This window comes from Rhodococcus sp. OK519, assembly GCF_003051005.1.
Taxonomy (GTDB): Bacteria; Actinomycetota; Actinomycetes; order Mycobacteriales; family Mycobacteriaceae; genus Prescottella.
In genome coordinates this window covers 445202-471647 of sequence record NZ_QAOW01000002.1, presented here as the reverse complement: position 1 = coordinate 471647, position 26446 = coordinate 445202, and the positions used below count along the sequence as shown (strand labels likewise).

Genomic DNA, 26446 nt, shown 5'->3' with positions numbered 1-26446 from the left:
ATGTGACTGACTCGACTGTTGACCTGTCTGTTCTGACGAAGGTGGAGGATCTGCCTGAGTGGGCGCAGACCGAGATCAAGGATCTCCGGAAGGAGTCTCAGGGGCTGAGGTCGCGACTCGGTGATGCTGAGACTGCGCTGTCCGCTAAGGACGCGGAGATCGAACAGAAGGCGACCGCGTTTCAGTCGCAAATCGATGACCTGACAGGCAAGCATTCGGCGGCGGAAACTGCGCTCGCGAAGACGAGTCTGGCTGTCTCGAAGGGTCTCCCGCTCAACGTGGTGCCGATGATCGTTGGCGCTTCCGAGGACGAGTGGAAGACCTCTGCTGACGCCCTGGCGGCTTTGGCTTCAAGCAATGGTGGGGTGCGGGTCGATCCCGCCCAGGTCAATCAGGACCCGGCGAAGGATCCTCGCGTGGAGATGGCAGAAGCCTTCTTCGGCGCCGAGTAGCACCACCACACAACTAAATAACAACTTCATAGGAGTACCCATGCCTGCTGTTGGCGCAACTACGTTCGCTGAAGCGAACTCGAAGAACCTTGTTCCGAAGCCTATGGCGCAGAGCATCCTCAAGCGGGTGCAGGAACAGTCCGTGGTCTCCCGACTCTCGGGCCAGACCCCCATCCCTCTTGAGGGTGCCGCGATCGCGGTCCAGACCGGTCACGTTCAGGCTGGTGTTGTCGGTGAAGGTCAGCTGAAGCCGATCACGAAGACCGACTACACGACCAAGACGATCACTCCGATCAAGGTCGCTGCGGTCACGTACTTCTCGAAGGAGCTTCGTATGAAGAATCCTCTCGGGATCTTGGAGAACATTGCGGATGACATGACGAACGCGATTACTCGTGCGTTCGATATGGCTGTGCTGCATGGCACGAATCCGGTGACTGGCGTGATTGCTGGTAAGGAGTTCGTGAATCAGACCACGCAGCGTGTGGAGCTGGGCACGACCACGAAGGCGAACGGTGGCCTGACGACTGATCTGGTGAACGGCTACAACCTGGTCACCGAGAACTACGACTTCGGCGAGTTCAGCGGCTTCGCTGCCGATCCGCGCCTGAAGCAGTCGCTTCTGACGGCGACTGATCTGCAGGGTCGCCCGATCTACCAGGACTCAGTGAACCTGAAGGACGGCTTCGGCTCACTGCTCGGCCTCCCCGTCGCGTACGGCAAGTCCGTGTCGGGTCGCTACATCGGTGGTGGCACTGACAACAAGGTGCGTGCCCTGGGTGGTGACTGGTCGGCGCTGAAGTACGGCTTCGCGGAGCAGATGACCGTGTCTCGCACGGATCAGGCGACGCTGAATGACAACGGCACTCTTGTGCACCTGTGGCAGCAGAACCTTGAGGCGTACCTCGTTGAGGCGATCTTCGGCTGGGTCATCACCGATAAGAACGCGTTCGTTGCCTACGACGATGCTGTCCCGGTCGCCCCGTAGTCATGGCCCGTTTCAGGCATAGAAGCAACGGCGGGATCATTCATTGTGTGGTCCCGCCGTCTGGCGATTGGGAGTTGGCTGGTGGCGCAGATACCGGCGAATCTGGCGACCGTGGAGGACGTGGAAGCACGGATGGGGCGGCCGCTGGAACAGGCGGAACGAGACCTCGCGGGCGTCCTCGTAAACGACGCGGCGAGAATGATTCTGGCGCGGATCCCGGACCTACAGACACGCCTTGAGGATGAGCGTCTGGATCACGAGTCGGTGGTGATGGTTCAGGCGAATGCGGTGTGTCGTGTGTTGCGGAATCCGGATGGGTACAGGTCGGAGCAGGCTGGTTCATTCTCCTATCAGGTGGACACTCGGGCTGCTGCAGGCTTTCTGACGGTTCTCGCTGAGGAGTGGACCCTGTTGGGTGCTCGTGGGTCGTCTGGTGTTGCGCCGGCGACTGACGGCTATTTGGCGGGCCGGAACACGATCGCCCCGGACTTGTGGTTTCAGTCTGGTTGGCCTGCGCATGATTCGATGGCTGAGCGGGGGTTCTGGTGAGGTTCCGTAACGGTCAGATGATTCAGGTGTTGCGGCGGGGGCCTCGGGATCGTGAGGGTGACGCCCAGTTCGAGGAGTCGCACAAGATTGGTCCGTGCGGGGTCGAGTGGGATGACACGGAGGATGTTCCCCGTGGCGAGCGGCGTGAGGGTTCGGTGTCGAGTGGCCGGCTGCTCGCGCCTATCGGATCTGATGCGACTGCGGTAGATCGCCTGGAGGTCGAGGACCGGCTATGTCGGGTCGTGGGTAAGCCGTTCGTTCAGCAGTACGGGCGTTCTCGGCGGGCTACGAACTTGACGATCCGGTTCCAGGAGGTCGAGTGAGTGCCTACACATACAACCCGAACCGCAAGGGCATGGCGGCGTACCTGAGCACATCGGGGGATCTGCGGCGCCACCTGCAGCACAAGGGTGAAATGGCGATCGCCCTGTACCGGGCTGGGGTGAAGCGGAAGACGGGCAGGAATGCTCGCGAGGTCCGCTACCAGACGACAGTGGGCGGCAAACGCAAGGACCGCATGATCGGCGAGGTCATCGCGTACGCCCCGTATTCGGCTTACAGGGAGTGGGGCACGGTGAACAACGATGCTGAGCGGAATCTGCGGGCTGTGGCACGGAAGATTGGGAGCGTCTGATGGAGTTTCCTGACGCCGAGTCTGTGGTGATGGATCTGCTTGAGCAGGTCGCGTTCACGTGCACGATGGCCAGTCCTGAGACGCCGATGCCGCACATTCGGGTGTCCCGTGTGGGTGGCACTGATGATGATGTGACGGACTTCCCTGAGGTTGAGGTGGAGTGCTTCGCGCAGTCCGCAGCTCAGGCCAAAGCGATGGCCCGACAGTGCCGCAGGCTGATTGAGACTGCCGCAGCTTCGAAGGTCAACGGGATCCTCGTCGATGACACTGGCTGCCTTGTCGGCCCCATGCAGATCCCGGACATAGATCCGGATGATCGCCGGCTGATTGCGACGTATCAACTGTTGATGCGCCGCCAGTAACAACTGAATAGACAATTTCATAGGAGAGCCATATGGCTGCAACGACAGTCGACACTCTGCTCGACTTCAAGAACGAGCTGATCCGTAAGCAGCTCAAGGGTGCGGTGTTCGTCGCTGACGACAGTATCGCGATCCCGACTGCGTTCACTACGGGCGCGAACGCGGAACTGCAGGCGCTGCCTGTGGGTTTCGAGTCTCTGGGCAAGATCGCGGCGGATGGTGCGCCGACGTACACCCCGGATGTTCAGACCACTGAGGTGAAGTCGTGGGGCGACATGGAGTCGTCTCGTGAGGACATCATCGGGAAGAACACGACGATCACGCTGACTCCGCATGAGACGCGGCGTAAGACGCTGGAGTTGTACACGGGTGCTGATCTGACGAGTGTCACCCCGGACGCGACCACGGGCGAACTGTGGATCAAGGAGCCGACCGCGCCGGCTACCCGCTTCTACCGCTACCTGCATCTGGGTATCGATGGTGCGGGTGATGATGCGATCTACATTTGGCGTATCGCGCCGAAGTTCCAGATCACGTCTGTTGGTGAGCAGTCCGCGGGCCAGGAGTCTGCGATGGCGTACCCGATCACCGGTAAGGCGAAGGTCGATTCGGAAGAGGGCTATGCGATTGCGTGGGCGTTCGGTGGTCCGGGTTGGAAGCCGCTGCTGGAGAAGATGGGCTGGGACGCAACACCGTAGGTGAGTTTCCGGGTGTCGTCTTGTTCTCCCCTGGGCGGCACCCGGTTTCCTTCTCGGGGGAGAGGGTGTGTGGGTGTGTGATGAATGTTGTGTTGGTGTCCCCTCGGGGGGTTGAGGTGCGTGTGGGTTCCGCTGTTGAGCGTGTGAATCTTGAGGCGCAGGGCTACCGGGTGAAGCAGGTGCGGCCGGAGTTGCCGAAGCCTGTTGTGAAGTCCGACAAGTAAATAGAAGAGTCGAAGGGGAGTCGTTGTGGGTACAGTTCGGAAGATCACGCCGAAGCAGGATGTGGATCTGTGGGACCAGTTCTGTTCGGAGGCTTTGGGTGAGGAGTATGTGAAGCCTGAGCCGTATGTGATTCCGCTGAGTCCTCCGATCGTGATTGAGATTCCGGAGACGGTGGGTGAGCGCCTGGAGTTGCAGGCGCGCCTGAATGCGATGGACGATGCGACGGAGCAGGCGACCTCGGTGATCGAGGGCATCAAGATCATGCTCAGTGTGCTTGTTGGGGATGAGATTGATCGGCTGTGGGCGGCGCTCGAAGCGAAGCCTGTCCAGGTGACGGAGAAGCTGTTCGATGACATCATGGCGCATCTGGTGCCGAAGAAGGCTGGCGTTGGTGGGGATGATGTGCCGGGGGGTTCCGTGGGCTCGTCCGACTGATCAACAAGTTCGGCGAGTCGATCGCATGGGATCTTCGTGTTCACTTGCGGATTGACCTGTACGACTACTTTCGTGGGGTGAGGCCGTGGACGGAACTGTTCCGGTTCTTGAAGCGGCTTCCCTCGTGGTCGGACTACAAGTCTGCGCAGGCGATGGACACCGATCTGGCCCGCTATTGGGCCGACCAGTACAACCCTGACGACACTGCTGTACCTGTTCTCACACCGGCTGGTTTCACCCCAGAGTTGCGGGAACTCCGCGATGTGGTGAACCACCTAAAGAAGCTGACAGCAACCCTGTTGGCGGTGAATGGGAACAAGGTTGGTCGTCTGGATTTGAAACCGTATCCGACAACGGCTTTGGAGCTTGAGTTGAGGCGTCGTGATGACGTCGAGGTTGATGAACATTTGGCCCGGTTGGGGGCTACATAACTAAATAGAGGTACCGGGTATGGCGACGTATGAGGCTGGTTCAGCGAAGATCAAGCTGGTACCCGATCTGACTGGTTTCCACACGAAGGTGCGGGAAAAGCTCAATGAGGGGCCGAACCCGAAGATCCGTGTGGACCCGGACACAGACCACATCCGCGACAAGGTGCGGGCTGCGCTCACTGGGTTGAGCGAGGACGTGAAGATTGATGCGAAGATCGATCTGACGCAGGCTCGTGCGGAGCTCCAGTCGCTCGGGGCGGGCGAAAAGGTCACGCTCAATGTGGATTTGGATTTCACGCAGGCGAAGTTGCAGTTGGCTGAGTTCCAGGCGATGCATCGCACGTTGCACATGAACGTCGATATGGATATCACTGCGGCGTTGGCGCAGATCGCGGCGTTGCAGGCTGCTGCTTCGGCGGCTAGTTCAACCTCGCACACGATCGGCGGCATTGGTGGGGCGGCGTCTGGGCTGCTGAATCCGGTCGGTTTGGCCACAGCAGCGTTGGTTGCTTTGGCGGCGGTGTCGCTGATCCCGTTGATTGGTCAACTGTCGCAGGCGTTGGGTGTGGTCGCGCTGCTCCCCGCTGCGGGTGCTGCTGCTGCTGCATCGCTCGCGACGATCGTTATCGGCTCTACGGGCGTGTTCAAGGCGTTCAGGGCGGCATCGAAGGAGTCGGATAACGCTGCGAAGGAAGCCCGGAGTTCTGCGAAGCAGCAGGAGAAGGCGCAGCGGCAGGTTGCGGATGCCGCGAAGGCTGCGGCACGTACACAGGTTGATGGTGAGAAGCGTGTTGCGGCAGCGAAGAAGGCGTCACAGCGGGCAGAAGAGGCGCTGACTCAGGCGCGGGTGGATGCCCGCCGGGAGTTGGACAACTATCAGCTTTCGTTGCGTGGCGCCTACTGGGATGAGCAGGCCTCTGAAAGTGCGGTAACGGATGCGCGTAAGCGGCTGCGCGAAGCCAACCAGTTCGGTTCGGGCGCGGATGCGGACGACCGACGCAACGCTCGTATCGACTACGAGCAGGCTGTGCAGCGACTGCTGGAGACACAGCAGCGGAACAAGGACCTGAAGGCAGAGGCGGCTGACGCTGCCCGCGTCGGTGTCGAGGGCTCGAAGAAGGTTCGTGACGCCAAGGACGCCCAAGCTGAAGCCGAACAAGGTGTCACCGAGGCTGTCGAGGATGCTGCCCGCGCGAATGAGGATGCGCAGAAGCGGATTGTTGATGCGCAGGATTCGTTGACTGAGGCGATGGAGGCGGGGTCGGAGGCGGCTGACGCCTACCGGGATGCGTTGAATGATCTGTCGCCGGCTGCCCGCGATTTTGTGCAGAAGGTTCGGGGGCTGGGTGGCGAGTGGCGTAGTCTGCGGATGCTTGTGCAGGAGAACCTGTTCAAGGGGTTTGGTGACGAGGTTGTTAACCTGTCGGCGAATCTGCTGCCTGCGTTCAAGGCGGGCTTGGGTGGGATCGCTACTGAGATCAATGGCGGGCTGAAGGGCGCACTAGCAGATCTGGGTTCGGATTCTTCGAAGTTGGACTGGACGAAGATCCTTGAGAACACGAAGAACTCGATTCAGCCGTTGATGAATGGCCTGTCGGATCTGCTGGGTGCGCTGCAGGATATTGCTGCTGTCGGGTCTGAGTTTCTGCCGAAGTTGAGTGGCTCGTTCGAAGACACCATGAAGAAGTTTCATGAGTGGACGAGTTCTGATGAGGGGCAGAACAAGATTCGGTCGTTCCTTCAGGAGTCGGCGGATGCGTTCCGCCAGTTGAAGGACATGTTCGTTGAGATCGGGCGCGTGATCGGTGGCCTGTTCTCGACTTCGGACAAGACCGGCGAGTCGATGGTTGAGGGCATCACCAAGAAGATGCGCGAGTTCGCGGATTGGATGAACAATCCCGAGAACGCCTCGAAGATGGCTGACTTTTGGGACAACGTGAAGTCCACGGTCACGCTGCTTTTGCAGCTTGTGGAGAAGTCGCTGCAGTTTGTGTTTGCTGCGCAGGGCTTGTTGGGTGGTGGCGCTCCTGGCGGGTCGGTCTCTGAGGGGCCTGCTGGGTCGCCTGGAGCGAACAATACGGAGACTGGGCGAGGCACTTGGGGTGTCATCAAGGACACGACTGGTGACTGGTTGTTCGGTGATGAGGCTGAGCCTTCAGGCGGCTTTGAGGCGCCGTGGATGGGGTTGGGTCGGTCCGCTAATCGGTGGCTTCGCAACGACAACGATGACGGCTGGTGGAAGCAACTCCGAACCGGTTTCGGCTTGTGGGGCGATCGTCATGAGGACGGATCCGGGGACAACCCGTCTACGGATGATGTCAAGGAGATCCTGGGCAACACTCAGGGCGGTGGCCCGGGTCGCAGCATCGTCCGCACCAAGGATCCGCTCGCTGACGGCTTCGATCCCAAGAAGCTCGAAGACTGGCGGACCATCTGGAACGGGCTAACCGGTGATGTCAAGGACGGCTGGGACACGAAACTGTTCCCCGCGTTCGACGGCATCAAGGGCAAGCTCGGCGACATCGGATCCTCAGTCACAGAGAACATCAAGGAGAAAGCCAAGGAAGGCTGGAACACCCTCACATCCACGATCAAGGACACCTGGCGGGACGACATCCTGCCCGTGTTCGAGAAGATCGGGGAAAAGCTGCCCGGCGTCTCAGGGTTCTTCAATGCTGCCGTTGAGGCCATCAAGGGTGACTGGTCGAAACTGAAGGGATACCTTGCGGCACCGATTGACTGGGTGATCCGGGAAGTCTTCAACAACGGCATCGGCGCTGCCTGGTCGAAGGTTGATTCGTTCCTGGGCAACCGTCTCCCGGATTGGGTTCCGATCAAGGAACTCGGCGAGGGCGGTGCACTCAGTGGTGTCCCCGGTATGGCGACAGGCGGCATGGTTCCCCTCGAACCCGGTGCGGTACGCGGTAAGGACTCTGTCCTCCGCAACCTGATGCCCGGCGAAGTCGTCATGTCTGTACCCGCAGTGAATGCTGCTGGCGCAGACAACCTACTCGCGTTCAACCAGGCAGCACTGCAGGGCAAGAACCCATCTGGTGAGGGAATGTTCCAGTGGGGGATGGCTGACGGTGGCCGTGTCCAACGCGAGGATCCCGCTTGGGAGATGTTGAAGCGCGGTCATGATTTCGCGAAGGCGCAGGACGGTAAGCCGTACGAGTGGGCTGGCCCTTCGGGGGTTGGATCATCGTTCGACTGCTCGGGTTTCCTGCTGTCGATCGCGGCGGAAGTGTTGGGGCGGAATCCGTGGCAGCGTTACGGCTACACGGGCTCGTTCAACCCTGCATCGGGTGGCCCTCTGGGCATCAAACCGGGTTTGGGTGCTGGTCTGTCGTTCGGTGTGTTCGATAACCCTGGTGGTGATGGTGGCGGCCATATGGCTGGCACGCTGTCAGGTGTTGAGGGCCTCCCGGATCTGAATGTTGAGTCGTCGGGTGGTGAGGGTGTCCGCTATGGCAGGGGTGCTCGTGGTGCTACGAACAGTATGTTCCCGTGGCAGTTCCATCTGCCGATTGTGGACGGTGCGTTCGTTGATCCCGGACCGGGTGGCGGTGATGGTGGCCCGTCTCAGGGTGAGCAGAAGGGGTTCCTGGCACGTAAGGCTGGGGAACTGTTCGACAAGATGGTGTCGCCTCTTGGTGATGCGATCAGCGCAGGGATGGGCAAGCTGCTCGGTGATGGCCCGTTCAAGGAGATCGCGCCGGCCTTGTTCGACGGGGTGAAGGATGCGGTCCGTGAGGAGATCATGGATCGGATTCAGGGCTTCACTGATGGTCTTCGGAATCTGTATGAGAAGGCGAAGGATGTTGGGGAGCGGTTGAATCCGCTGTCGTGGGTGTCCCGCGATACGGGTGGCGTGCTCAAGCCGGGGTTGACTGCGGTCTACAACGGTACCGGCGTCAACGAGTACGTCCTGAATCCGGAGAACATGCAGCGCCTGTCGGAGATTGTGAAGGCGTTGACGGATCCGGGCTTCCGGGACCGATTGTTCCGTGGCGAAACGTTGATGGCAGACCAGTTCGGGGACGCGCCCCGCCTGGATCCTGCTGTCGAAGCGCAGATTGCTACCGCATCGGATCGGCAGATTGAGGTCGATAAGTGGGCGGATCTGCAGGAGTCGTCGTGGTCGCGTGTCGAGAAGTATGCGATCGACAACTGGGGCGGCATGGTCGAGTCGCTGGTGTCTGCTGGTGTCGGATACGGCAACACGAACATTCAGGCGGTGGACACGGAGTCGGCGTATCGGGAGCAGCGGCGGCATGAGATCAATCGCGGTCGCCGCTACCGCATGTAGCTAGACGGGGCACATCTTCGGGTGTGCCCCTCACACAACTGAATACAGGATGATTATGGGTGAACTGTTTCGTGATGGTCGTGCGCATGTGATCTGGTGCGGGGCAGAGAACCACGGCCCGGTCTGGGATATGACTGCTGCTGACGGCGGTATCCAAGTGTTGGAGGGTTGGGCGAACACGTACGGCCCGCCTGGACAGAACTTGTTTTCGAAGGGTGCCCGGCAGGAGGGTGCGACTTGGTTGGGGTCGGTGATCGATCCGAGCAAGTTCGAGATGCCCGTGCACATTTCGCAGACTGCGAAGGTTGGGTTCCGGTCACTGTCTGAGTCGTTCCTTGAGGGGATCGATTTCGATGTGCAGTCTCGGATCTATGTGTTGACGCGGGAGTCTGGCTGGTGGTGGCTGGATGTCCGTTTGGACGATGTCCCGGAGATCGTCTACCCGAAAGACGGTGGGATGCTTGGGTTCCAGGCGTACAACTTGCCGCTGATTGCGGAGTATCCGTGGTGGTCTGGTCTTGAGCGCACGGTGACGTGGGTGAACGGTGAGAAGCCGGTGAAGCTTCGGAATCCGGGCAATCGGCCGGCGTTCTACACGGCGATCGTGAAGGGGCCTGGCGCACTGCAGATCCCGGATGGTGATGGCCGTTTGGTGACGTTGCCGAAGTTGAAGCCCGGGCAGGTGTTGCGGCTGGACACTGATCCGGATCACCGCACGTTGGTGGTTGAGAATCCTGCGGAGAATCTGTTCAAGGACATGGACCCGCGGCGGTTTCGGGTGCCTGTCGCCCGGAACTCGGTGTTTGACCTGGGCGGGATGCGGTTCGTTGATGGGACTGCGGAGTCGTCGGTGACGGTTCGGATTGATCCGAAGAACCGGGGGCCGTGGTGACAGCGACTCTGAATGATCGTTTGGGGATTGTGTTCGACCCGGACGCGCATCTAACACCGGGGCCGTTGGATGATGATGCGGCAGCACTGCTGTTCGATGTGCTGCAACCGAATCCGAAGGTGGGCGGTCGCGCACTGTTCGAGATTGTCATCTACTCGAACAAGCTTGAGGCGCTCGGCCTGGTCAACAACTATGAGTCGGCTGAGGTCGAGTTCCTGTGGAACCAGGTCGGCACGGGCGAGATCATCATCCCATCCGATCATGAGTTCGCCAGACTGTGTATGTCGGTGGATCGTACGGTGGTTCCGATCACGGTCACCTACAACGATGAGCGTTGGTCGGGGCGTGTCGATATCGCGACGCGTGAGGGTGTGCGGGGACAGCGGAAGATCACCCTGTCGCTGATCGATGACTACGCCTGGTTCCATGCGATCCTGGCGTTCGGTAACCCGAGGTCGGCGCCGGAGGTTCAGTTCCCTCCGCAGGACATCGCTATCGGCCCGATCCGCACTGTGATCGATCACTATCTGACGCCGAACGCGAAGCGTCTGGGTCTACCGATCACGATGATCCCGTTCAAGAAGCACCTGGATACAACGGAGTGGGTTGTGGGTGTTGCCCGCATGGTGCCGTTGGATGAACTGTTTCAGGGCTGGTTGGATAACTCGTCGTGCCGTCTGATCATCCGCTTGTGGCTTCCTGGTGATCCGCAGCCGCATCCCGACTTGTATCTGACGAAGGCACAGTATCTGGTTGAGGTGGTTGATAACCCGAAGGAATCGGGTGTGATCAACACGCAGACGTTCTTGGATGGGCTTGCGGATGCGTTGGGGCAGATCGTTGCTGGGTTCATTTCGACTGTGGGCGGGTTTCTGCTGCCGGGCCTGGCGGATGCTGTGGATGGTTTGTTTCGGCGGGCTGAGATTCCGTCTGTGGTGTGGTCGTCTGAGTCGTCTGGTGTGGCGAATTCTCGTTTGACGGTGAAGCATCCGCTGTATTACAGCGTGGTGGTGGGTGGTAAGTCGCCTACGTGGTTGAACGAGCTTGTGGACATGGTTGCGGAGCTTGCGGTGACGTGGGTGTTCGCGCTGTTGTCGATGGCTGTGCTGCCGGGCTTGTCTGGGCTGTTGGCGTCGCTGTTCAAGGACGTGTTTTTGGCGTTCCAGAAGTTCGTGGATCAGAAGACGAAGGCCGATATGGGGATCTTGGGGTTCCCTGAGGGCTTCGCGAATGCGCAGGCGGGGTACACGTTTGCGGCGAATCAGGTTGCTGAGCGGGCTTTGAATGAGGGTCGCGGGCAGCGGGCGATGACGCTTGAGGTGATGGATGGGTATCCGTTCCTGGCGTTCTACGACTACAGGGTTGGTTCGATCTGTGGTTTGGAGGATGACGGTGAGGTGTCGTATGACCGGATGCGTGGGGTGAAGGTGCGGGATTCGCGGTCTGAGCGGGTGATGGTGACGGCGACGATTGGTGATGATCGGGTGGATGAGGATCCGTCTGCGAAGAGTATGCGTTTGTTGAAGGGGCTGCAGGAGGCAGTGAACTTCCAAGCGGTGAATGTCTAACTGAATAAGGGGTGATTCTGTGGATCTGTATCCGTACAGAGAGCAGATGAACGGGCTGTGGAACAACGCTGACAACACCAAGCAGGTGATCGTGCAGCACACCACAGAGTCCGAGGGTGGCAACACCAGTGTCATCGGGTATTTGGAGCGCACGAAGGCCGGCAGCTATCAGACGATGGTGGACTTCGATGGTGAAGAGGTGCGCCTCGTCCCGGACAACAAGCAGGCGTGGGGCGCGATGCCGAAGGGTAACAAGGCCGGTTTGCACACGTGTGTGATGGGGCGGGCTGAGTGGTCCCGTGACCGGTGGCTTCGTGAGGCGAAGCTGTTGGAGCGCACGGCTATGCGGTACGCGGAATGGCATAAGAAGTACGGGATTCCGCTGGTGAAGATCAATGGAGATCAGGTGCGTGCGGGTGTGCGGGGCGTGTGTGGGCACATCGAGATCCGTGATGCGTTCCGAGAGTCTGACCATTGGGATCCGGGTTACAACTTCCCGTATGACGTGGTGATTGAGCGGGCGAAGCAGATTGCCGCTGGTGGCGGCGGGAACAAGGGGGATGTGCCGATGAGTGCAGCGGAAGTGGCAGATATCAAGGATTTCATCACGAAGTTCGTAGGCCCGATCGGGTCTGACGTGAAGGACATTCGGGAGCAGCTGTGTGGCGAAGGCCAGCGGAACGCGGGCCAGTACAAGGGTTGGAAGCAGCTGGGCGGTAAGACGCTTGTGGATGCTGTTGCTGATCTGCTGAAGGGTGGTAAGTGATGGCTGCTCCTACTCAGGTTGCGTATCCGTGGCGGGCTATCGCTCGCACTGTGTTTGCTGCGATCGTTGGTTTGGCGTCGCTGATACCGACTGTGATTCTTGCGTCTGGTGTTCCGCCGGCTGGTCTGATGGCGCAGGCGGTGGCGGTGTGTGGCGCTATCACTGGCGCGTTGGCGGATCCGCGAGTGAATCTTTTGATCAACAGGTTCGCTCCGTGGTTGGCGGCTGAGCCTGCAGTGAAGGGCGATGGAGTCTGATACGTCGTCCCACCCTTGGGTCTTGTATGCGGGAGTGGTCGCAGCGGTGGTTGCTGTGACCCTCCCTTGGGTGAGGACGCTTGCGGGGTCGATCTGGCGGTGGATGTCGGGTCTGAAGGCGGCAAGGATTCAGCGGCGCATAGAGATTGAGGCTGCCGCGAAGATGCTTAACGATCAGCGTGTCGTGTACCTGTCCACACAGTTGGCGGGTGTGGCGGCGCAACTTGATGCGGTGTTGGTTGAGCAGCAGCGGGAGAGGGTCCGGGCCGATCAGGAGCGGCATCTCGCTGAGCAGGAGCGTCATCGGTCTGAGGCGGATATTGCGGATCTTCGTGCCCAGTTGGGTGAGGCGACGGATCTGATTGGTGATCTTCGCCGGGAGCTTGCAGAGTTGCGGGCTGCTGCCGCGAAATAGGTTGTTACATAATTTCATAGGGGAGCCATGTACCAGTACGAACGCAACACGAAGCTGAACATGAAGTTCAAGGACGCGTTCGATGTCCGAGAGACGAACAAGGCTGTGCTTGAGTTCGTGGACGACCACATCGACATCAACATTCCCGCCTACAAGGGCGACAAGGGCGACAAGGGTGATCCGGGGCCGTCGCCTGTCTACCAGTATTCGGTGCCGTCCGTGGGGGATCTGGCCGCGATTGCGGAGGGTTTGACGGAGGCCGAGGCGGGCCACTGGTATGGGGTTGATGGGTCGTCGTCCGGTTGGATTTGGAACGGCCGGGATCTGGTGGAGCGCGAGGACTTCATCGGGCAGAAGGGCGATCAGGGGGACATGCCGAACCTGGTGGGTGGCGTGTTCTCGTCCGGTCCGACACCGGGTGGTTCGATCGAGGAGGTGTCGCCGGGGAACTACCGGATCAATGTCATCTCGCAGAAGGGCGACAAGGGTGAGAAGGGCGATCGGGGGCTGACTGGTCCTGCTGCGTCGATCGCGTCGGCGGCTGATTTCTCGGCCGCGTTGGGTGTGGCTGCGGGTGATGTGATTGTCCGCAAGGGCGACGGCACCTACACGACAGCGCCAGTGAAGGTTCCCAGCACCTACTTCCTTCCGGAAATCCAGTTCAACACTGTTGATGTGCCAGCTGGCGTGGCTCCCGTGTCTCGGTGGATTGCCCGAATGCTGGTACCCGGTCAGCCGTTCGCGTACCGGCCTTCGGTTCGTTCCGGGGTTGTGGCGCGGGCGAGCGCGAACAGCAAAATCACCCTGTGGGTGGTGTACACGACCCCGATCACAGGTTCGGTGACCACAGCACCTGATGGCACGCTGTGTGCGCAGGCGTACAGTCTGCCGATCGATCAGCCGCATTGGGTGCAGATCAATCCCCGCTATGACACTGCTGGCGCGTCTAGCCCGATCGGGCCGGGTTCACCGGTTGCGGTGGTGCCCGCGAACACTCCGGTCGAATACTTCGTGAACTTGTCGAATCTGGGTTCGGGTGCTGACGCGTTCCAGGTGTCGAAGGATGGCGCGTTCCTCGAAGTCACTTGCATCCCGGTGTGATTCATGGCTCTCAATAGGGATTTGGTGGAGGCTGCCCGTGTGTCTGCCCGGACGTTGAACGGGCAGTTTCCGCCGTTGTGGATGGGTGGGGTGGATGCGTGCGAGGTGACGTATCCGCAGTTCGCTGCTTCGCCGGCGGAGTTGGGTTCGGGTGGCACCTATTTTCATTTGGCGCGGGTGAGTACTGCTGGCCCGTTTGAGGGTGCGACGTGTCTGTTTGGTCGGGGCGGTACGGGGTCGCGGTTGGTGTTGTCCCTGTATGTGGAGTCTGCGCCGGGCGTGTTTCGGTTGCGTGGGGCGACGAATGATTTGGTGTCTCATGCGGCGTCAGCGGTTGGTGAGGTGTCGGGCAGCTTTGGTGTGCCGGTTCAGGTCGAGGTTGGCGATCTGGTGGTGCTGGGGTTGTCCTGGGCGACTTCGGGTTCGGGTTCTGCGCCGTCTGTTGGTCAGCGCGCGGGTGTGTTGCCGGTTCGTGCCCCGTATGGGTTGCAGGTGCGGCAGGCGTCGGTGACTTCGCCGCCTTCGACGTTGACGTTTCAGTCGATGACCGTGGGTGATCGCGCCCCTTGGATTGGCTTGTATAAGTGAGGGGGATGCTGTGACGCACCCATTGAAGTATGTGACTGTGAAGGGCAACATCAGTGCGTTCATTCCGGATGGGATGGACCCGGACGATGACCCGGATGAGGTTGGGGTTACCGGTACTGTCCGGTTCACGCTCCAGTTGAATACTCGGGATGCGGTGTTGATGCCGCATCATCCGAATGGTCCGACGATTCGTGTGGTGCAGCAGTTTGATGTGCCGCTCGACTCGAATGGTGACCTGTCGCATCGTGGGAAGAAGTTCGTGAAGCTTCCCGCATTGGATGAGTGGACTAGTCCGCAGGCGGCGTTCTATCGGGTCGAGTTTGTGGACTTGCGGGTGCGCAATGAGCGTGTGGTGTTGCGTCCGTTGGAGATTCCGGCTGTGCCTGGCACGGTGGTGGATTTGGCGAATGAGTTTCCGGTTCCGGGTTCGCCGGCGCCTGGTGTGACTCGTGGGCCTCAGGGCGATTCGGTGTCTGGGGTGCGGGTTGAGGGTTCGTCGCTGGTGTTTTCGGTGGATACGGATCCGGTGTCGGATTTGCCGCCGGTTAGTTTGCAGGCGTTGGCTGATTTGGGTGAGGCTGCGGATGCTGCGCGGGCGTCTGAGTTGTCGGCTGGTGTGTCTGCGGCGACTGCTGTCGAGAAGGCTGGCGAGGCTGTTGCGGCGCGGAATGATTCGCTTGATGGTGCGGCGGTTGCGGCTACGTCTGCTGAGGTTGCGCAGTCTAAGGCTGCTGAGGCTGTTGCTGCTCGCGAGGATTCGTTGGATGGTGCGACTGTTGCTGTGACTTCGGCTGAGGTTGCGCAGTTGAAGGCGGCGGAAGCGTCTGCGGCTCGTGATGATTCGTTGGATGGGGCGGCGGTTGCTACGACTGCTGCGGAGTCGGCGGATCAGTCGAGGCAGGTGGCCGTCGTGAAGGCGGGGGAGGCGCAGTCTGCCGCGGGGACTGCGACTACGAAGGCTGGTGAGGCGGCGGTTTCGGCGGCTGCTGCGTTGGCGTCGGAGCAGGCTGCTGCTGGCTGGGCTGGTGCGCCTGCTGATGGTTCGGTGTCCACGGTGAAGCTTCAGGATGGCGCGGTCACTCTGGGGAAGCTGGGCGCGAACTCGGTTGATAGTTCGAAGATTGTGGATGGCTCGATTGCGGCTGGCGATTTGCAGGATGGTGCGGTCACGAACTCTAAGTTGGGGTTTGGGTCGGTGTCGTCTGACAAGCTCGCATCTTCGGCGGTAACGTTGGACAAGCTTGCGAACGGCAATGTGTCGCGGGACAAGCTTGTTACGGCGCTGAAGGATTCGGTGGATCGCGCTGACACGGCGTACCAGAAGCCGGCGGGTGGTATTCCTGGCTCGGATGTTGCGGCGAACGCGGGAATCGATTTCAGCAAGTTGTCGGGTGTGCCGTTCGAGTTGGTGATTGTGCACAGTTCGAGCACGCGAAAGGTCGGTTCGGGGGATCTGATTGTGGGTGTGCCGGTTCCGAGGCCGTGTGTGATCGACACCGTGCTCTACCAGTTCGGGACGAGCGACGCTGGCAGCACCACGCTGGTGGAGTTGCGTAAGAACAACGCGCAGATCAGCGGCACCAATCTGTCGGTGTCGGTGGCGAACCAGGCGGATGGACCGGGTACGGATTTTGCTCGGACTGGTGTGGCTTCGGGCGTGAATGCAACGTTCGCGACGAATGATCGGCTGACGGTGTACGTGTCTGCGCTTGGGGCGTCTCCGGGCAGGGTGCTCGCTGCGGTTGTTCGGGGGCGGTATCTGTGATGTCGATTGTGCGGGCGTTCCGTACGCCTCCTCCGTGGCGGGTCGTCAAGAATGGCCGGTACACGCCGACGGCTACCGGTGCCGATTTGGTGATCCAGAACTGGCTGCCCGACAGCGGGTTCCCGGATGTGGCGCATGTGAGCGGGATTCTGGTGCCTGACGCTGCGACGGTGACTGTGCGTGCTCAGGTAACTCGCACGGTGACGACAAGCAACAACTGGGGTTTGTCGCTGACTCTCAATGGTGTGGAGATTTTGGGGTTGACGAACGCCTCGATTGTTGGTTCCTCGCTGACGGTGTCGGTGCCGAATGTGGCTGTGGTGGAGGGGGATGTGTTGTCGGTGCGGATTCGTACTGCGCAGGCCTCTTGGGCGGTTGTGGAGTCTGGGGCGGTGACGTTCCTTGAAGCGTTTGTGGCCTGATTTTGATGGGAGTTTTTGATGGCTGGTAATCCGATTGTTGATGAGCTTGAGGGGCGTGTGAAGGCGCTGCTGGGTTCGAAGGCGCAGTTCGATCCGGTGGGGAAGAAGGTGAATCCTCCGGAGTTGGAAGCGCACCTTAACTCCACTTATGCCCCCGCTGAAGGTGTCACCCTGTCCCTGAAGAGCGCGAAGGCCACGGTCGGGGACTCCCTAACCCGCGGCTACGACAGCGGCGGCGACTGGTCGATCAGCGATGCGTGGCCCGCGAAGCTCGCCGATCTGGACTCGGGCGCGACGATCGTCAACCTTGGTCGCTCCGGGATGACCGTCGATGAGATCGGGATTCACGTCGGTGCGCTGGTCTTGCAGTGCACGGTCGCGGGCGGCTCGATACCGGCGTCCGGCGCTGTGACGGTGAATATTCCTGCGGGTGTGGGTTGGCGGCCGAATCGGACGTGGACCTTCACCGGCTCACTCGCGGGCGTGCCGGGCACGCTCACGCGCACCACCACGGCCACCACCGACCTCACATTCACCCGCACGAACGCCGGTTCAGTGGTGCCGGTCTCGGGTTCCGCCCCGTTCATCGTGGACACGCAGATCGACCGGTGGTCGACTCTCATTCTCGGAGTCGGCCGCAACAACGTCTCCTACGACGTGAAGGGCTCCGACGCGTCGGTGGCCGAGCACGTCATCAAAGGCACCCAGCGCCTCGTGGACCATCTCGCTCCCACGGTGCGCAGGTTCCTGCTCTGGGGCACCACGACTTCCACAGCAGAGACTCGCGGGACTCCCGGCCACACGACCATCACCGCCATCAACGCCGAGCTGGCCAGCAAGTATCCGCTGCAGTTCGTGGACCTCCGGAAGTACCTCGTCGAGCGCGCCATCACGGACCTCGGGCTCACTCCCACCGCTGGCGACCAGACCGCGATCGCAAATGACACGATTCCGCCGCAGCTCATGGTGCCGGGCGACACGATCCACCTCGCCAAGACCGTGCACCCACTGATGGCATCGTTCTTCGAGCAGCAGCTCGCCCGGCGTGACTGGATCGCGCCGGGCAAAGCCATCCCAACGGCCCCGGGGCAGGTGACCGGAGTGGTCGTCAGTGGGGCCTCGAAGACGTTGCTCGTCTCCTGGACTAAGCCTGCAAGCTCTCCTGCCCCTACCAGCTACGAACTCAACTACCGGGCGGTCGGCCAAACTGCCTGGACGTCGCAGTCCTCGACCGCAACGAGTTCGGCGATTACCAGCCTGGCGAATGGCACCGCGCACGAGGTGCGGGTCAGGGCAGCCAACGGTGTCGGTTACGGGCCCTGGTCCGATGTGGTCACCGGAACGCCGAACGCCGCGGTGATCCCGCCGCTTTCTGGCGCATCGCAATCGTGGCTCGCGGCCGGGCTGACCGATGCTGACCTGCTGGCGTCCTGGCCTTCCGCCGTGTCCGGCCTGAACCTCGCGAACTCGGGCGGCGCGGCCCGACCGGTCGTGGCATCGGAGAGCGGGGTGCGGTTCGTCAGGTTCGACGGCATCGACGACATGCTTCACCATTCCTCGTTCGCCGGCACGCAGCCCCACACTCGGGTCTTGCGGTATCGACTGCAAGGAACCCCGCAAGCGAATCGGATGCTCGTCGGGTCCACCGGAACCGGCACTGGCGGCAACTCGTTTTCGACGCTACCGGCGGGCGCCACGAACTACCAGATCAACGCAGGAACGGCACTCACGTCCGCGCCTCCGGCCGTCCCCGATACCGCATGGCATACCGCGATCGTCGTCTTCAATGGCGCGTCATCGGTGCTGGCGATCGATGGTGTCGAGACCGTCGGCGATGCCGGGGCGAACGCGGGGGTAGGTATCCGCTTGGCTGCGTTCTCTGGGTCGACACCGTCCACGTTCACACAGATGGATGTGGCCGCGCTGGAGATCCTTCCGTACGCGGCAGACGCTTCACAGCGAGCTGCAATCAGGTCGCTGTACTCAAGCTTCTACAGCTGACCCGAGTCAATCGCTTCGGCGGAGGAGAGCAGCCGGCGAAGGGTCGCCGCGTACTCCACGGCGATCTCCTCTTCCGATCGCGGCGACCAGTCCGTGCGTGAGTACATCTGGGCCAGCGACGTGGCCGTCTCGCGGTCCTGGAACTCCTTCTGAAGCTGCAGAAGCCGCAGTGCGTCGTTGCTCATGACGGGGATCATGCATCATCGCGGCGCGGCTGCCAATACCGACCCGACTGAACGGTCGGATTTGTATGGCCGCGGGCAGCGATTTGTGATGCCGGAAGGTTTAGTTCCCCACCCTGCGACCGCCCGTTATCGCTCACGCGCCGGCTCGTAACCCGCGCTCTGTCGGTCGCATCGGCGTGGTGAGCGCCGCCCGGTCCGGGGTGGGCGGATCGGACGGCGCCGTTCAAACGGTAAGGGGCGCACTCGCCGCACGCGGTCCATCCGCTGTTCCGCAGCCAATCCGCAATGAGTGCGACGCCCGATCTCGAGCGGACCCGATCTCGAGGATGGAATCGGGCTTCGAGGAGGGAATCGGGCGTCGCGGAGGGAATCGGGCGTCGCGGAGTAGACGGTAACGAAGGCGGGCCCGCCTTTGGGCTGTAATTGCCGGGTGAAGGCCGGACCAGATGTGCAGCCCCCTGCAGCGCACATCCGACCCGGCCGCGCCAAGCGTCCCACCATCGCCCGACCAGCGATAGGTCTTTGCCCAACCCAAAAACCCCGCCGCAGGCGCTGAAGCGCCCGCAGCGGGGTTTCCCACCACCGTGCAGGCACCGGCGGTCCTTAGCAAGTCACTAACCGCCGACCCAACCAGAAGGCCCCCACCCTCAACGCGAGGAGTGGGGGCCTTTTTCTGCATTCCAGGGAACCCACACACCACCGCACGCGTCCAACCCTGCATGGATGAACTCTGGGACATCGCACAATGGGAAGCCGAACACCAGCAGTGGCTACTCGACCACGAACACGAGTAAGGGACACCCCCAACCTGCCTTCTGGGTGTCCCTCTGCCCGTGTGCCCGCTTCCCTCAGGCACGTGTTGAGGGTAGCAGGTGGTTCGAACGTGTGTGCGAGTTAGTTGGGGATGACTTCAATCATGTTCGCCTGAAGCATCGGCACCCGAATCTGCTTATCACTCAACGACGTGTACTCATACTCGCCCAGCACAGTCGCCCACACCTTCACCTCATCGCCCTCCACCACATCGCGGAACGTATCAGACGACCCAACAATGTGAGTGTTCTGCTCGAAGAACAAGGTGTTCCCTTCACCCCTCGCATTGATCTTGATGTCATTCTCGCCGATCCGGGAGTCAGCCTGGAACACGTCGCCATAGATGATGACTTTGCGGCCTCGGTGGGGGTCGGGATTCTTGGCGATCACCGCGTAGTCGCGATCAGTGACGCTCTCGTAGACGGACTTATCGGTGTCGGTGACATCCGCCTTGATCAAGGCCGGCGCAGATTCGCCGCCTTGCCCCTCATCCAATAGTCCGAACGCGTTCGCCAAGAACAGTGCGACTGCGACAACACCGATCGCGGCGAAGATGGACGGCAGCCAATGCCCCTTCTTCTTTGGCGGTTGCGGTGGCGGCCACTGCTGCGGTGGGTAGTAGTTCGGCGGTGGCGGCGTGTACGTCATGGCGGGATCCCCTCGATCAGTCCCATGACACATACCAGACTGAACGGTTCACCAAAAGAGAACGGCCTGAACAGGCTTGTGTGCCCTCGGCAGGATTCGAACCTGCGACCTACCCTTTAGGAGAGGGTTGCTCTATCCCCTGAGCTACGAAGGCTGGCAGTCGGTGAGCCTACCCGATGAATCTCTTCGACCCATCCCTGCTCCACGTTTGCTCCACGCGGCGAATGTTTGCGCAGGTAGATGGCGGTCCCGCCCGGCTTTAGGAGAGCCGTGCTCTATCCCCTGAGCTACGAGGGCGGGGGCGGGGTGCGAACCGAGTTCGCGCTGTTCCGCAGTTAGGGAGTGTAGCCGCCGGAAGGGGCCTGCGATGAATCGGTCGGGTCCTCATGCGACGGGCGGGTCGAACACACATGTGGACCGTCGCGCCGGGCCCGGCGGCCAGGAACGTCGCCGGGCAGGGGTGCTCACTCGTCGTATCTGGTCGCGATCAGGGTGTAGGCGACGCCGAGCCGGCGCGAACCCGGACGGAGGTAGCCCCACTCCGACCACAGCAAGACCCACTGGGAGTCGTGTCCGCTCGAACACTGTCGCCACTCACGTGACGGTAGGCGGATGACACGCCCGGAAGCCGAACCGCACCGAGACGTGATCGACCTGCGCTCCCAGCGTCTACGCAGAAACCCCGAAGATAAAGATCAGGTAACGCTGGCGGAGCCGTATATAGATTTGTTACCTTGGCTCGGCAGCAAGATCGAGTGCACTCCGGAGTGTGCGGCCGAAGAAACCGATTAACGAGGTAAGTGACTGTGGGACGCCATAACCGGACGTCAGCTGATGCTGTGATCATCGACTTCGATCCGGTCGCTCCGCGCGGGCGTCATCGCTGTGAGACCTCCGGTCCCGGCGCAGGCCTGAAGGCCGCGACGGTTGCCGCCGCGACGGGCGCCATCCTCACCGCCGGTGCCCAGCTGGGGGCAGGCAGCGCCGCCGCCGAACCGGCTCCGCTCCAGATCCCTGCCGGCCTCCTGCCCGCGGGTCTCGAACTGCCCCCGCTCCCGCAGTTCCAGCTTCCCGCCCTCCCCGCCGCGCCGGTGCTGCCCTCCGCGCAGGAACTGATCCAGGCGGCCAAGGCGGTCGAGATCCCGACCGAGCTTGCGCAGGTGCAGGACGTCGTCGACAACCTCACGGCCGCGGCCGAGGCGGCCTTCGGTTCGGTGGGCCAGCCCCAGGCGCGCGCCGTGAAGCCCGTCTCCGGCACGCTGACCTCCGACTTCGGCCCGCGCTGGGGCAGCCATCACGGCGGTCTCGACATCGCGGCGCCGATCGGCACCCCGGTCCACGCTGCGGCAGACGGTGTCGTCGTCGACGCCGGTCCCGCGTCCGGCTTCGGCCTGTGGGTGCGCGTCAAGCACGACGACGGCACCACCACCGTCTACGGCCACGTCAACGACTACCAGGTGCGCGTCGGCCAGCACGTGGTCGCCGGTCAGCAGATCGCCACGGTCGGCAACCGCGGCCAGTCCACCGGCCCGCACCTCCACTTCGAGGTGTGGAGCGCGAACGGCGCCAAGGTCGATCCGTCGGCGTGGCTCGAAGAGCGTGGCGTGGCGGTCACGTGGCGCGGCGCATCCGCCACCATGTAGTCGGACCTACAGAACGAAGAAGTCCCCGCCCGGTGGGCGGGGACTTTCTTGTTCGAGTCGCTGTTCAGGCGGCCGGGGCGGCAGCCTGCCGCGCCGAGTAGGAGAGGCCGCATACGGTCATGACCTGGCCGAGGCTCAGTGATCCCGCGTTGCCGAACGCCCGTGAGAACTTGCCGTCGGAGCGCACCCACAGCCGGATCGTCGTCACGCCGTCGGCGCACGCGAGAACGTACTCGTCGCACCCGTCGGGGCTGGGCAGCATCTCGCGCACGACATTCTGGGAATGGGCGAGTTCGATCAGGTCGTCGATCACGAAAGCTGCTCCTCACGTCCCCGGCCGTCCGGGACCTCCGTCGCCGTTCAGGCGACGAAGTTTAGGTTAGCCTTCGCTCCTGCTTCGCTGTCAACCCTTGTTTCGTTCGTGTGAGCAACAACTCCGGGCCGGGTCAGCGCGCCGACAGGGCGACCGAGGCCTCGCCCGTGTAGGTGAGGAATGTCAGCGACTCCTGGAAGTACAGCTCGACGGTCTCGGAATCGTGCGACAGGTAGCCGATCGAGAGGTCCTGCCCGATCTGGAGGTCGAAGTCGCCGCCACGGGTGGTCAGCACGAACGCGCCGTCGATGGCGGGCGCCCAGATGATGTCGCCGTCGATGAGTCGACGGATGTGCTCGCGGATCGGGTAGCCGTGATCCGACGTCTCGCTCACCAGCGTGTACGCCTCGGCGCTGAGCAGCACCGAGTACGGGCCGTCCACACCGGCCAGGCGCAGTTCTGACAGAGCCTGGCTGATGACCTCGGGCACGTCGCGGACGTCCTCGGGCAACTGCAGCGGCGGATTCGACGCGCTCGCACGGATGCCCTCGATGCCCGCGGCGGCGTAGCCCTCGAAGATCGCGCGGTCCTCGGCGAACGCGATCTTCTTCGCGGCGTCCTTGACCGCATCCCAGTCGGCGTCCTGCGCGCCGCGCTCGACGTTGTCGATCTCCTCGCGCGACAGCGTGAACGGCACCCTCAGTTCCACGAGCGGGGCGACGCGCCGCTGGCGTGCCTGCACGCCGGTAGCGGGTGAGTCGATCGCGGTGGTGCGTCCCAGTCCGACCGCGGAGAAGTCGGTGCCGTGCGGTCCGGAGACGTCGACGACGGTGCGTCCTGCGATGTGCCGCTTGAAGGTTCGCGTCGCCTCTTCTTCGATCGACGCCCACGCGGCGTCGGTGATGGGGGCCAGACCGCGGTAGAGGTTGTTCATCGTGTGGAACTCCTTCTCAGACTGCCAATTCCGAGTGATCCGTCAGCGGCGGGAGACGGGCTCGTGTCTTCGGTGCCGGACTGCCGGATCCCCGGCGCCGGTGGGAGGTCGTCGAAGAACTCGACGGTGGGGGAGAAGAACAGGCCGCCGGTGACGGCCGTGGAGAAGTCGAGGATGCGATCGGTGTTGCCCTCGGGCTTGCCGATGAACATGTTGCGCAGCATCTCCTCGGTGACCGAGGGGGTGGCCGCATATCCGATGAAGTACGTACCGAACTCGTCGTCACCGAGGCTGCCGAACGGCATGTTGACGCGCAGGATCTGCCGCTCGTCGCCGTTCTCGTCGGTGATGGTGTTCAGGGCGACATGGGAATTGGACGGTTTGACGTCGTCGGCGAATTCGATGTCGTCGAGCTTGGTGCGGCCGATGACGCGCTCCTGCTCCTCGGTGGAGATCGCGTTCCAGGAGGCCATGTCGTGCAGGTACTTCTGCACGATCACGTAGCTGCCGCCGAGGAAATCGGGATCCTCGTCGCCGATGAGTGCGGCCTCGGCCGCCTCGACGTCCTCCGGGTTCTCGGTGCCGTCGACGAACCCGAGCAGGTCGCGCTGTTCGAAGTAGCGGAAGCCGTGCGTCTCGTCGACGACGGTCGCGGCGCCGCGCAGCCGTCCCATGATCTTGGACGCGAGTTCGAAGCAGAGATCCATCGACACCGCGCGCAGGTGGAAGAGCAGGTCGCCCGGCGTCGCGGGTGCGCGGTGCCGTCCGCCGTCGAGTTCGACGAACTCGTGCAGTTCGGCCGGCCGGGGGCCGTCGAACAGGCGGCCCCACGCGGACGAACCGATCGACGCGACGCATACCAATCCCGAATCGGGCACTCGGAATCCGACGGCCTTGCGCAGGCCGTCGACGTCGGAGAGCAGGTCGCGAACGGTGTCCTCACCCCCCTCGTCGATGGTGAGCACGAGGAAGATCGCCGCGGGTGTCAGCGGCGACAGGATCAACTGGGGTCGGGCCACACCTCACGTTAGAACACTCGCCCCGGCCACGCCCACGAACCACGGCCGTCGGCGACGTGATGTCGCCGACGGCCGTGGTCGCTGTCGGGAGTGACTACGCGGTGGCGCCGGCCCAGCTGTCGGGTCCGAACACCTCGTAGTGGATGTTCTCCTCCGGCACGTCGCGGGCGATGAGGGATTCCTTCATCGCCAGCATGAACGGGAGCGGGCCGCACAGGAAGGCGCGCGTGCCCGGTTCGACGGTGACGTCGGTCAGATCCGCACGGCCCAGTCGGGTTCCGGTGAACGCCTCGCGCGCGCCGAGGTCCTCGTACCAGCGGTGCATCACGCCCGACGGCAGTCGGTCGACCAGCTCGGTGAGTTCCGCGCGGTGCGCGTGCTGCGCCGCGGAACGGTCGGCGTGCAGCACCGAGATGCGACGCGGGTCGCCGGTGGTCGCGAGGTGGTCGAGCATGCCGATCATCGGCGTGCAGCCGATCCCGGCGGAGACGAGCAGCAGTGGTGCGTCGTCGTTCGGCAGGACCAAATCGCCGAACGGCAGCGATGCGGCGAGTTCGTCTCCCTCGAAGACATTGTCGTACAGGAAGTTCGACACCTCACCTGCGGGCGCGGCAGAGCCGTCGGGGAGCGGGTGGGCGGCGATGCGCTTGACGGTGATCCGCCACTGGGCGTCGGTGGGCCCGCACGCGAGGCTGTACTGCCGGATCTGTCGGGCTCCGTCGGGCAGGTGTACGGCGACCGAGATGTACTGTCCTGGCGCGAACGTCGGAAGCACGGAGCCGTCGACCGACTGGAGCGTGAAGGAGACGGTGTCCGCCGACTGGTGCTCGCGTCGGGCCACCCGCACTGCGCGCCACACGTCGCCCGCCTCGACGCCGGCCTGCTCGTACAGCCCGGCTTCCATCGCGATGAGGGTGTTGGCCATCAGCCAGTAGACCTCGTCCCACGCCGAGGCCACCTCGGGCGTGACGGCCTCGCCGAGGACCTCGACGATGGCCTCGAACAGGTACTTGTGCACGATCCAGTACTGGTCGGCGGTGATCCCGAGGGATGCGTGCTTGTGCGCGATTCGGGACAGGATCGTTTGGACCCGCTCCGGATCGGGGTCGAGTTGCAGCGTCGCGAACGCGGCGATGGCGCCGGCGAGGGCCTTCTGCTGCTCGCCCTGGCTCTGGTTGCCCCGGTTGAACAGGTTCCGCTCGAGCTCCGGGTGGGCGTCGAACATCTTGCGGTAGAACAGCGGCGTGATGTCGCCGATCGCGGCGCCGACGGCGGGCAGCGTGGCGCGGACGGTTTCCTTCGAGGCCTCCGAGAGCATCGGATTCTCCTGTCGGTCGGGGTTTTACGGTTCGGTCACTGCCGGCACGACGGGTGTCGGCAGCACGGTTGTGTGGGTGGTGAGGTCGCGGACGGTCATCGCGTCGAGCGCGGTGTAGAACGCGTCCTGGGCGCCGCGCAGCGCCGACCGCAGTCGGCACCCGTTGCGCAGCGGGCACGGTTTGTCGCCCTCGCACGTGACGACCTCGCCGTCGCCTTCGAGTTGACGTGTCAGCCACCCCACCGAGGCGGTGCGGCCCAGTTCGGTGATGGCGAGTCCTCCACCGCGTCCGCGCCGGGTGGTCACCACGCCGAGCTCGCTCAGCCGCGCAACCACTTTGGTTGCGTGGGTGTACGAGACGGCCAGCTGATCGGCGATCGTCCGCGTGTTGGGCGCGGCGGACCCGGCCTGGCCGGTTGCCAGGCGCATCACGATCCGCAGGCCCAGATCGGTGAACTGCGTCAGCTGCATGACTCGACCGTAGGAAATTGGAATCCAAGATTCCAATTAAATGTGACGCGGGTCGCGTATCCGAATCCGAAGTCCCGACCTTGGCCCCGCGCGAACGGGACTTTGGTCCCGAACTACTCGGGACCCTCGCACCCCCACGGAAACCCCTCCGAGTGACTAACGTCGAAGGCGGCACCTCGATCGGATCGATCCGAGGCTGGATCGACCTCGAATGCCGCACCGATTCGTCGCAAACGGAAGAGGG

26 protein-coding genes and 1 tRNA gene are annotated in these 26446 nt (G+C 62.5%); 19 read left to right on the top strand and 8 right to left on the bottom strand.

The window, feature by feature from the left end:
• The first annotated feature begins 2 nt into the window (after nt 1-2).
• From C8K36_RS09550 to C8K36_RS09455, 18 genes are all read left to right on the top strand, one after another.
• Entirely contained in the window at nt 3-452 is a 450-nt protein-coding gene (locus tag C8K36_RS09550; protein ID WP_146176478.1) for a hypothetical protein, read from the top strand.
• A gap of 40 nt (nt 453-492) precedes the next feature.
• Nucleotides 493-1440, top strand: a complete 948-nt coding sequence (locus C8K36_RS09545; RefSeq protein WP_181319482.1) for a phage major capsid protein — start codon at nt 493-495, stop codon at nt 1438-1440.
• 81 nt (nt 1441-1521) lie between these two features.
• Entirely contained in the window at nt 1522-1989 is a 468-nt protein-coding gene (locus C8K36_RS09540) for a Gp19/Gp15/Gp42 family protein (RefSeq protein WP_146176477.1), read from the top strand.
• 319 nt (nt 1990-2308) lie between these two features.
• Entirely contained in the window at nt 2309-2623 is a 315-nt protein-coding gene (locus C8K36_RS09530; protein ID WP_107984212.1) for a hypothetical protein, read from the top strand.
• Nucleotides 2623-2985 (top strand): DUF3168 domain-containing protein, encoded by a 363-nt coding sequence (locus C8K36_RS09525; protein ID WP_107984211.1) that lies wholly within the window; start codon nt 2623-2625, stop codon nt 2983-2985. The genes C8K36_RS09530 and C8K36_RS09525 overlap by 1 nt, the downstream gene beginning before the upstream one ends.
• 32 nt (nt 2986-3017) lie before the next feature.
• Nucleotides 3018-3683, top strand: coding sequence for a hypothetical protein (locus C8K36_RS09520; protein WP_107984210.1), 666 nt, complete (start codon nt 3018-3020; stop codon nt 3681-3683).
• 249 nt (nt 3684-3932) lie between these two features.
• A complete protein-coding gene (locus tag C8K36_RS09515; protein WP_107984209.1) occupies nt 3933-4343 on the top strand; it encodes a hypothetical protein in 411 nt (136 codons plus the stop codon).
• Between the two features lie 152 nt (nt 4344-4495).
• Nucleotides 4496-4774: a hypothetical protein gene (locus C8K36_RS09510; protein WP_146176476.1), complete on the top strand. Its 279-nt coding sequence runs from the start codon at nt 4496-4498 to the stop codon at nt 4772-4774.
• 19 nt (nt 4775-4793) lie between these two features.
• Nucleotides 4794-9083: a hypothetical protein gene (locus tag C8K36_RS09505; RefSeq protein ID WP_107984207.1), complete on the top strand. Its 4290-nt coding sequence runs from the start codon at nt 4794-4796 to the stop codon at nt 9081-9083.
• Between the two features lie 55 nt (nt 9084-9138).
• Nucleotides 9139-9975, top strand: a complete 837-nt coding sequence (locus tag C8K36_RS09500; RefSeq protein ID WP_146176475.1) for a hypothetical protein — start codon at nt 9139-9141, stop codon at nt 9973-9975.
• Complete coding sequence (locus tag C8K36_RS09495; protein ID WP_107984205.1) at nt 9969-11543, top strand: Gp37-like protein; 1575 nt, start codon at nt 9969-9971, stop codon at nt 11541-11543. Before C8K36_RS09500 ends, C8K36_RS09495 begins: the two co-directional genes overlap by 7 nt.
• Before the next feature lie 19 nt (nt 11544-11562).
• The gene (locus tag C8K36_RS09490) at nt 11563-12309 is read left to right on the top strand and encodes a peptidoglycan recognition protein family protein (protein WP_107984204.1); all 747 of its coding nucleotides are present in this window, start codon (nt 11563-11565) and stop codon (nt 12307-12309) included.
• A 327-nt stretch (nt 12310-12636) separates the two neighbouring features.
• Nucleotides 12637-12981: a hypothetical protein gene (locus C8K36_RS09480; protein WP_146176474.1), complete on the top strand. Its 345-nt coding sequence runs from the start codon at nt 12637-12639 to the stop codon at nt 12979-12981.
• Nucleotides 12982-13008: 27 nt separating this feature from the next.
• The gene (locus tag C8K36_RS09475) at nt 13009-14082 is read left to right on the top strand and encodes a hypothetical protein (RefSeq protein ID WP_107984202.1); all 1074 of its coding nucleotides are present in this window, start codon (nt 13009-13011) and stop codon (nt 14080-14082) included.
• Between the two features lie 3 nt (nt 14083-14085).
• Nucleotides 14086-14670 (top strand): hypothetical protein, encoded by a 585-nt coding sequence (locus C8K36_RS09470; RefSeq protein WP_107984201.1) that lies wholly within the window; start codon nt 14086-14088, stop codon nt 14668-14670.
• Between the two features lie 10 nt (nt 14671-14680).
• Entirely contained in the window at nt 14681-16435 is a 1755-nt protein-coding gene (locus C8K36_RS09465; protein ID WP_146176473.1) for a hypothetical protein, read from the top strand.
• Nucleotides 16435-16857: a hypothetical protein gene (locus C8K36_RS09460; RefSeq protein ID WP_107984199.1), complete on the top strand. Its 423-nt coding sequence runs from the start codon at nt 16435-16437 to the stop codon at nt 16855-16857. The genes C8K36_RS09465 and C8K36_RS09460 overlap by 1 nt, the downstream gene beginning before the upstream one ends.
• Before the next feature lie 18 nt (nt 16858-16875).
• Nucleotides 16876-18858 (top strand): fibronectin type III domain-containing protein, encoded by a 1983-nt coding sequence (locus tag C8K36_RS09455; protein ID WP_107984198.1) that lies wholly within the window; start codon nt 16876-16878, stop codon nt 18856-18858.
• Here C8K36_RS09455 and C8K36_RS09450 read toward each other — a convergent pair.
• The 3 genes from C8K36_RS09450 to C8K36_RS09440 all read right to left on the bottom strand — a co-directional run bounded on the left by C8K36_RS09450 (nt 18849) and on the right by C8K36_RS09440 (nt 20658).
• A complete protein-coding gene (locus C8K36_RS09450; protein ID WP_146176472.1) occupies nt 18849-19043 on the bottom strand; it encodes a hypothetical protein in 195 nt (64 codons plus the stop codon). The two genes, C8K36_RS09455 and C8K36_RS09450, sit on opposite strands and share 10 nt — an antisense overlap.
• Nucleotides 19044-19937: 894 nt before the next feature.
• Nucleotides 19938-20504 carry a hypothetical protein gene (locus C8K36_RS09445; protein ID WP_107984196.1) on the bottom strand — a complete coding sequence of 189 codons (567 nt, stop codon included), beginning with the start codon at nt 20502-20504 and terminating at the stop codon, nt 19938-19940.
• An 81-nt stretch (nt 20505-20585) separates the two neighbouring features.
• Nucleotides 20586-20658, bottom strand: a tRNA-Arg gene (locus C8K36_RS09440).
• A gap of 652 nt (nt 20659-21310) precedes the next feature.
• Between C8K36_RS09440 and C8K36_RS09435 the strand changes: the two genes are divergently transcribed.
• Nucleotides 21311-22147, top strand: coding sequence for a M23 family metallopeptidase (locus C8K36_RS09435; RefSeq protein WP_107984195.1), 837 nt, complete (start codon nt 21311-21313; stop codon nt 22145-22147).
• A 64-nt stretch (nt 22148-22211) separates the two neighbouring features.
• Here C8K36_RS09435 and C8K36_RS09430 read toward each other — a convergent pair whose 3' ends face one another.
• The 5 genes from C8K36_RS09430 to C8K36_RS09410 all read right to left on the bottom strand — a co-directional run bounded on the left by C8K36_RS09430 (nt 22212) and on the right by C8K36_RS09410 (nt 26202).
• Nucleotides 22212-22460 (bottom strand): hypothetical protein, encoded by a 249-nt coding sequence (locus C8K36_RS09430; RefSeq protein WP_107984194.1) that lies wholly within the window; start codon nt 22458-22460, stop codon nt 22212-22214.
• Nucleotides 22461-22593: 133 nt separating this feature from the next.
• Nucleotides 22594-23394: a family 1 encapsulin nanocompartment shell protein gene (locus tag C8K36_RS09425; protein WP_107984193.1), complete on the bottom strand. Its 801-nt coding sequence runs from the start codon at nt 23392-23394 to the stop codon at nt 22594-22596.
• A complete protein-coding gene (locus C8K36_RS09420; RefSeq protein ID WP_107984192.1) occupies nt 23391-24413 on the bottom strand; it encodes a Dyp-type peroxidase in 1023 nt (340 codons plus the stop codon). Before C8K36_RS09420 ends, C8K36_RS09425 begins: the two co-directional genes overlap by 4 nt.
• A 94-nt stretch (nt 24414-24507) precedes the next feature.
• On the bottom strand, nt 24508-25731 hold the full coding sequence (locus C8K36_RS09415) for a globin domain-containing protein (protein ID WP_107984191.1): 1224 nt from the start codon (nt 25729-25731) through the stop codon (nt 24508-24510).
• 24 nt (nt 25732-25755) lie between these two features.
• Nucleotides 25756-26202, bottom strand: a complete 447-nt coding sequence (locus tag C8K36_RS09410) for an RrF2 family transcriptional regulator (RefSeq protein ID WP_107984190.1) — start codon at nt 26200-26202, stop codon at nt 25756-25758.
• Nucleotides 26203-26446 lie beyond the last annotated feature (244 nt).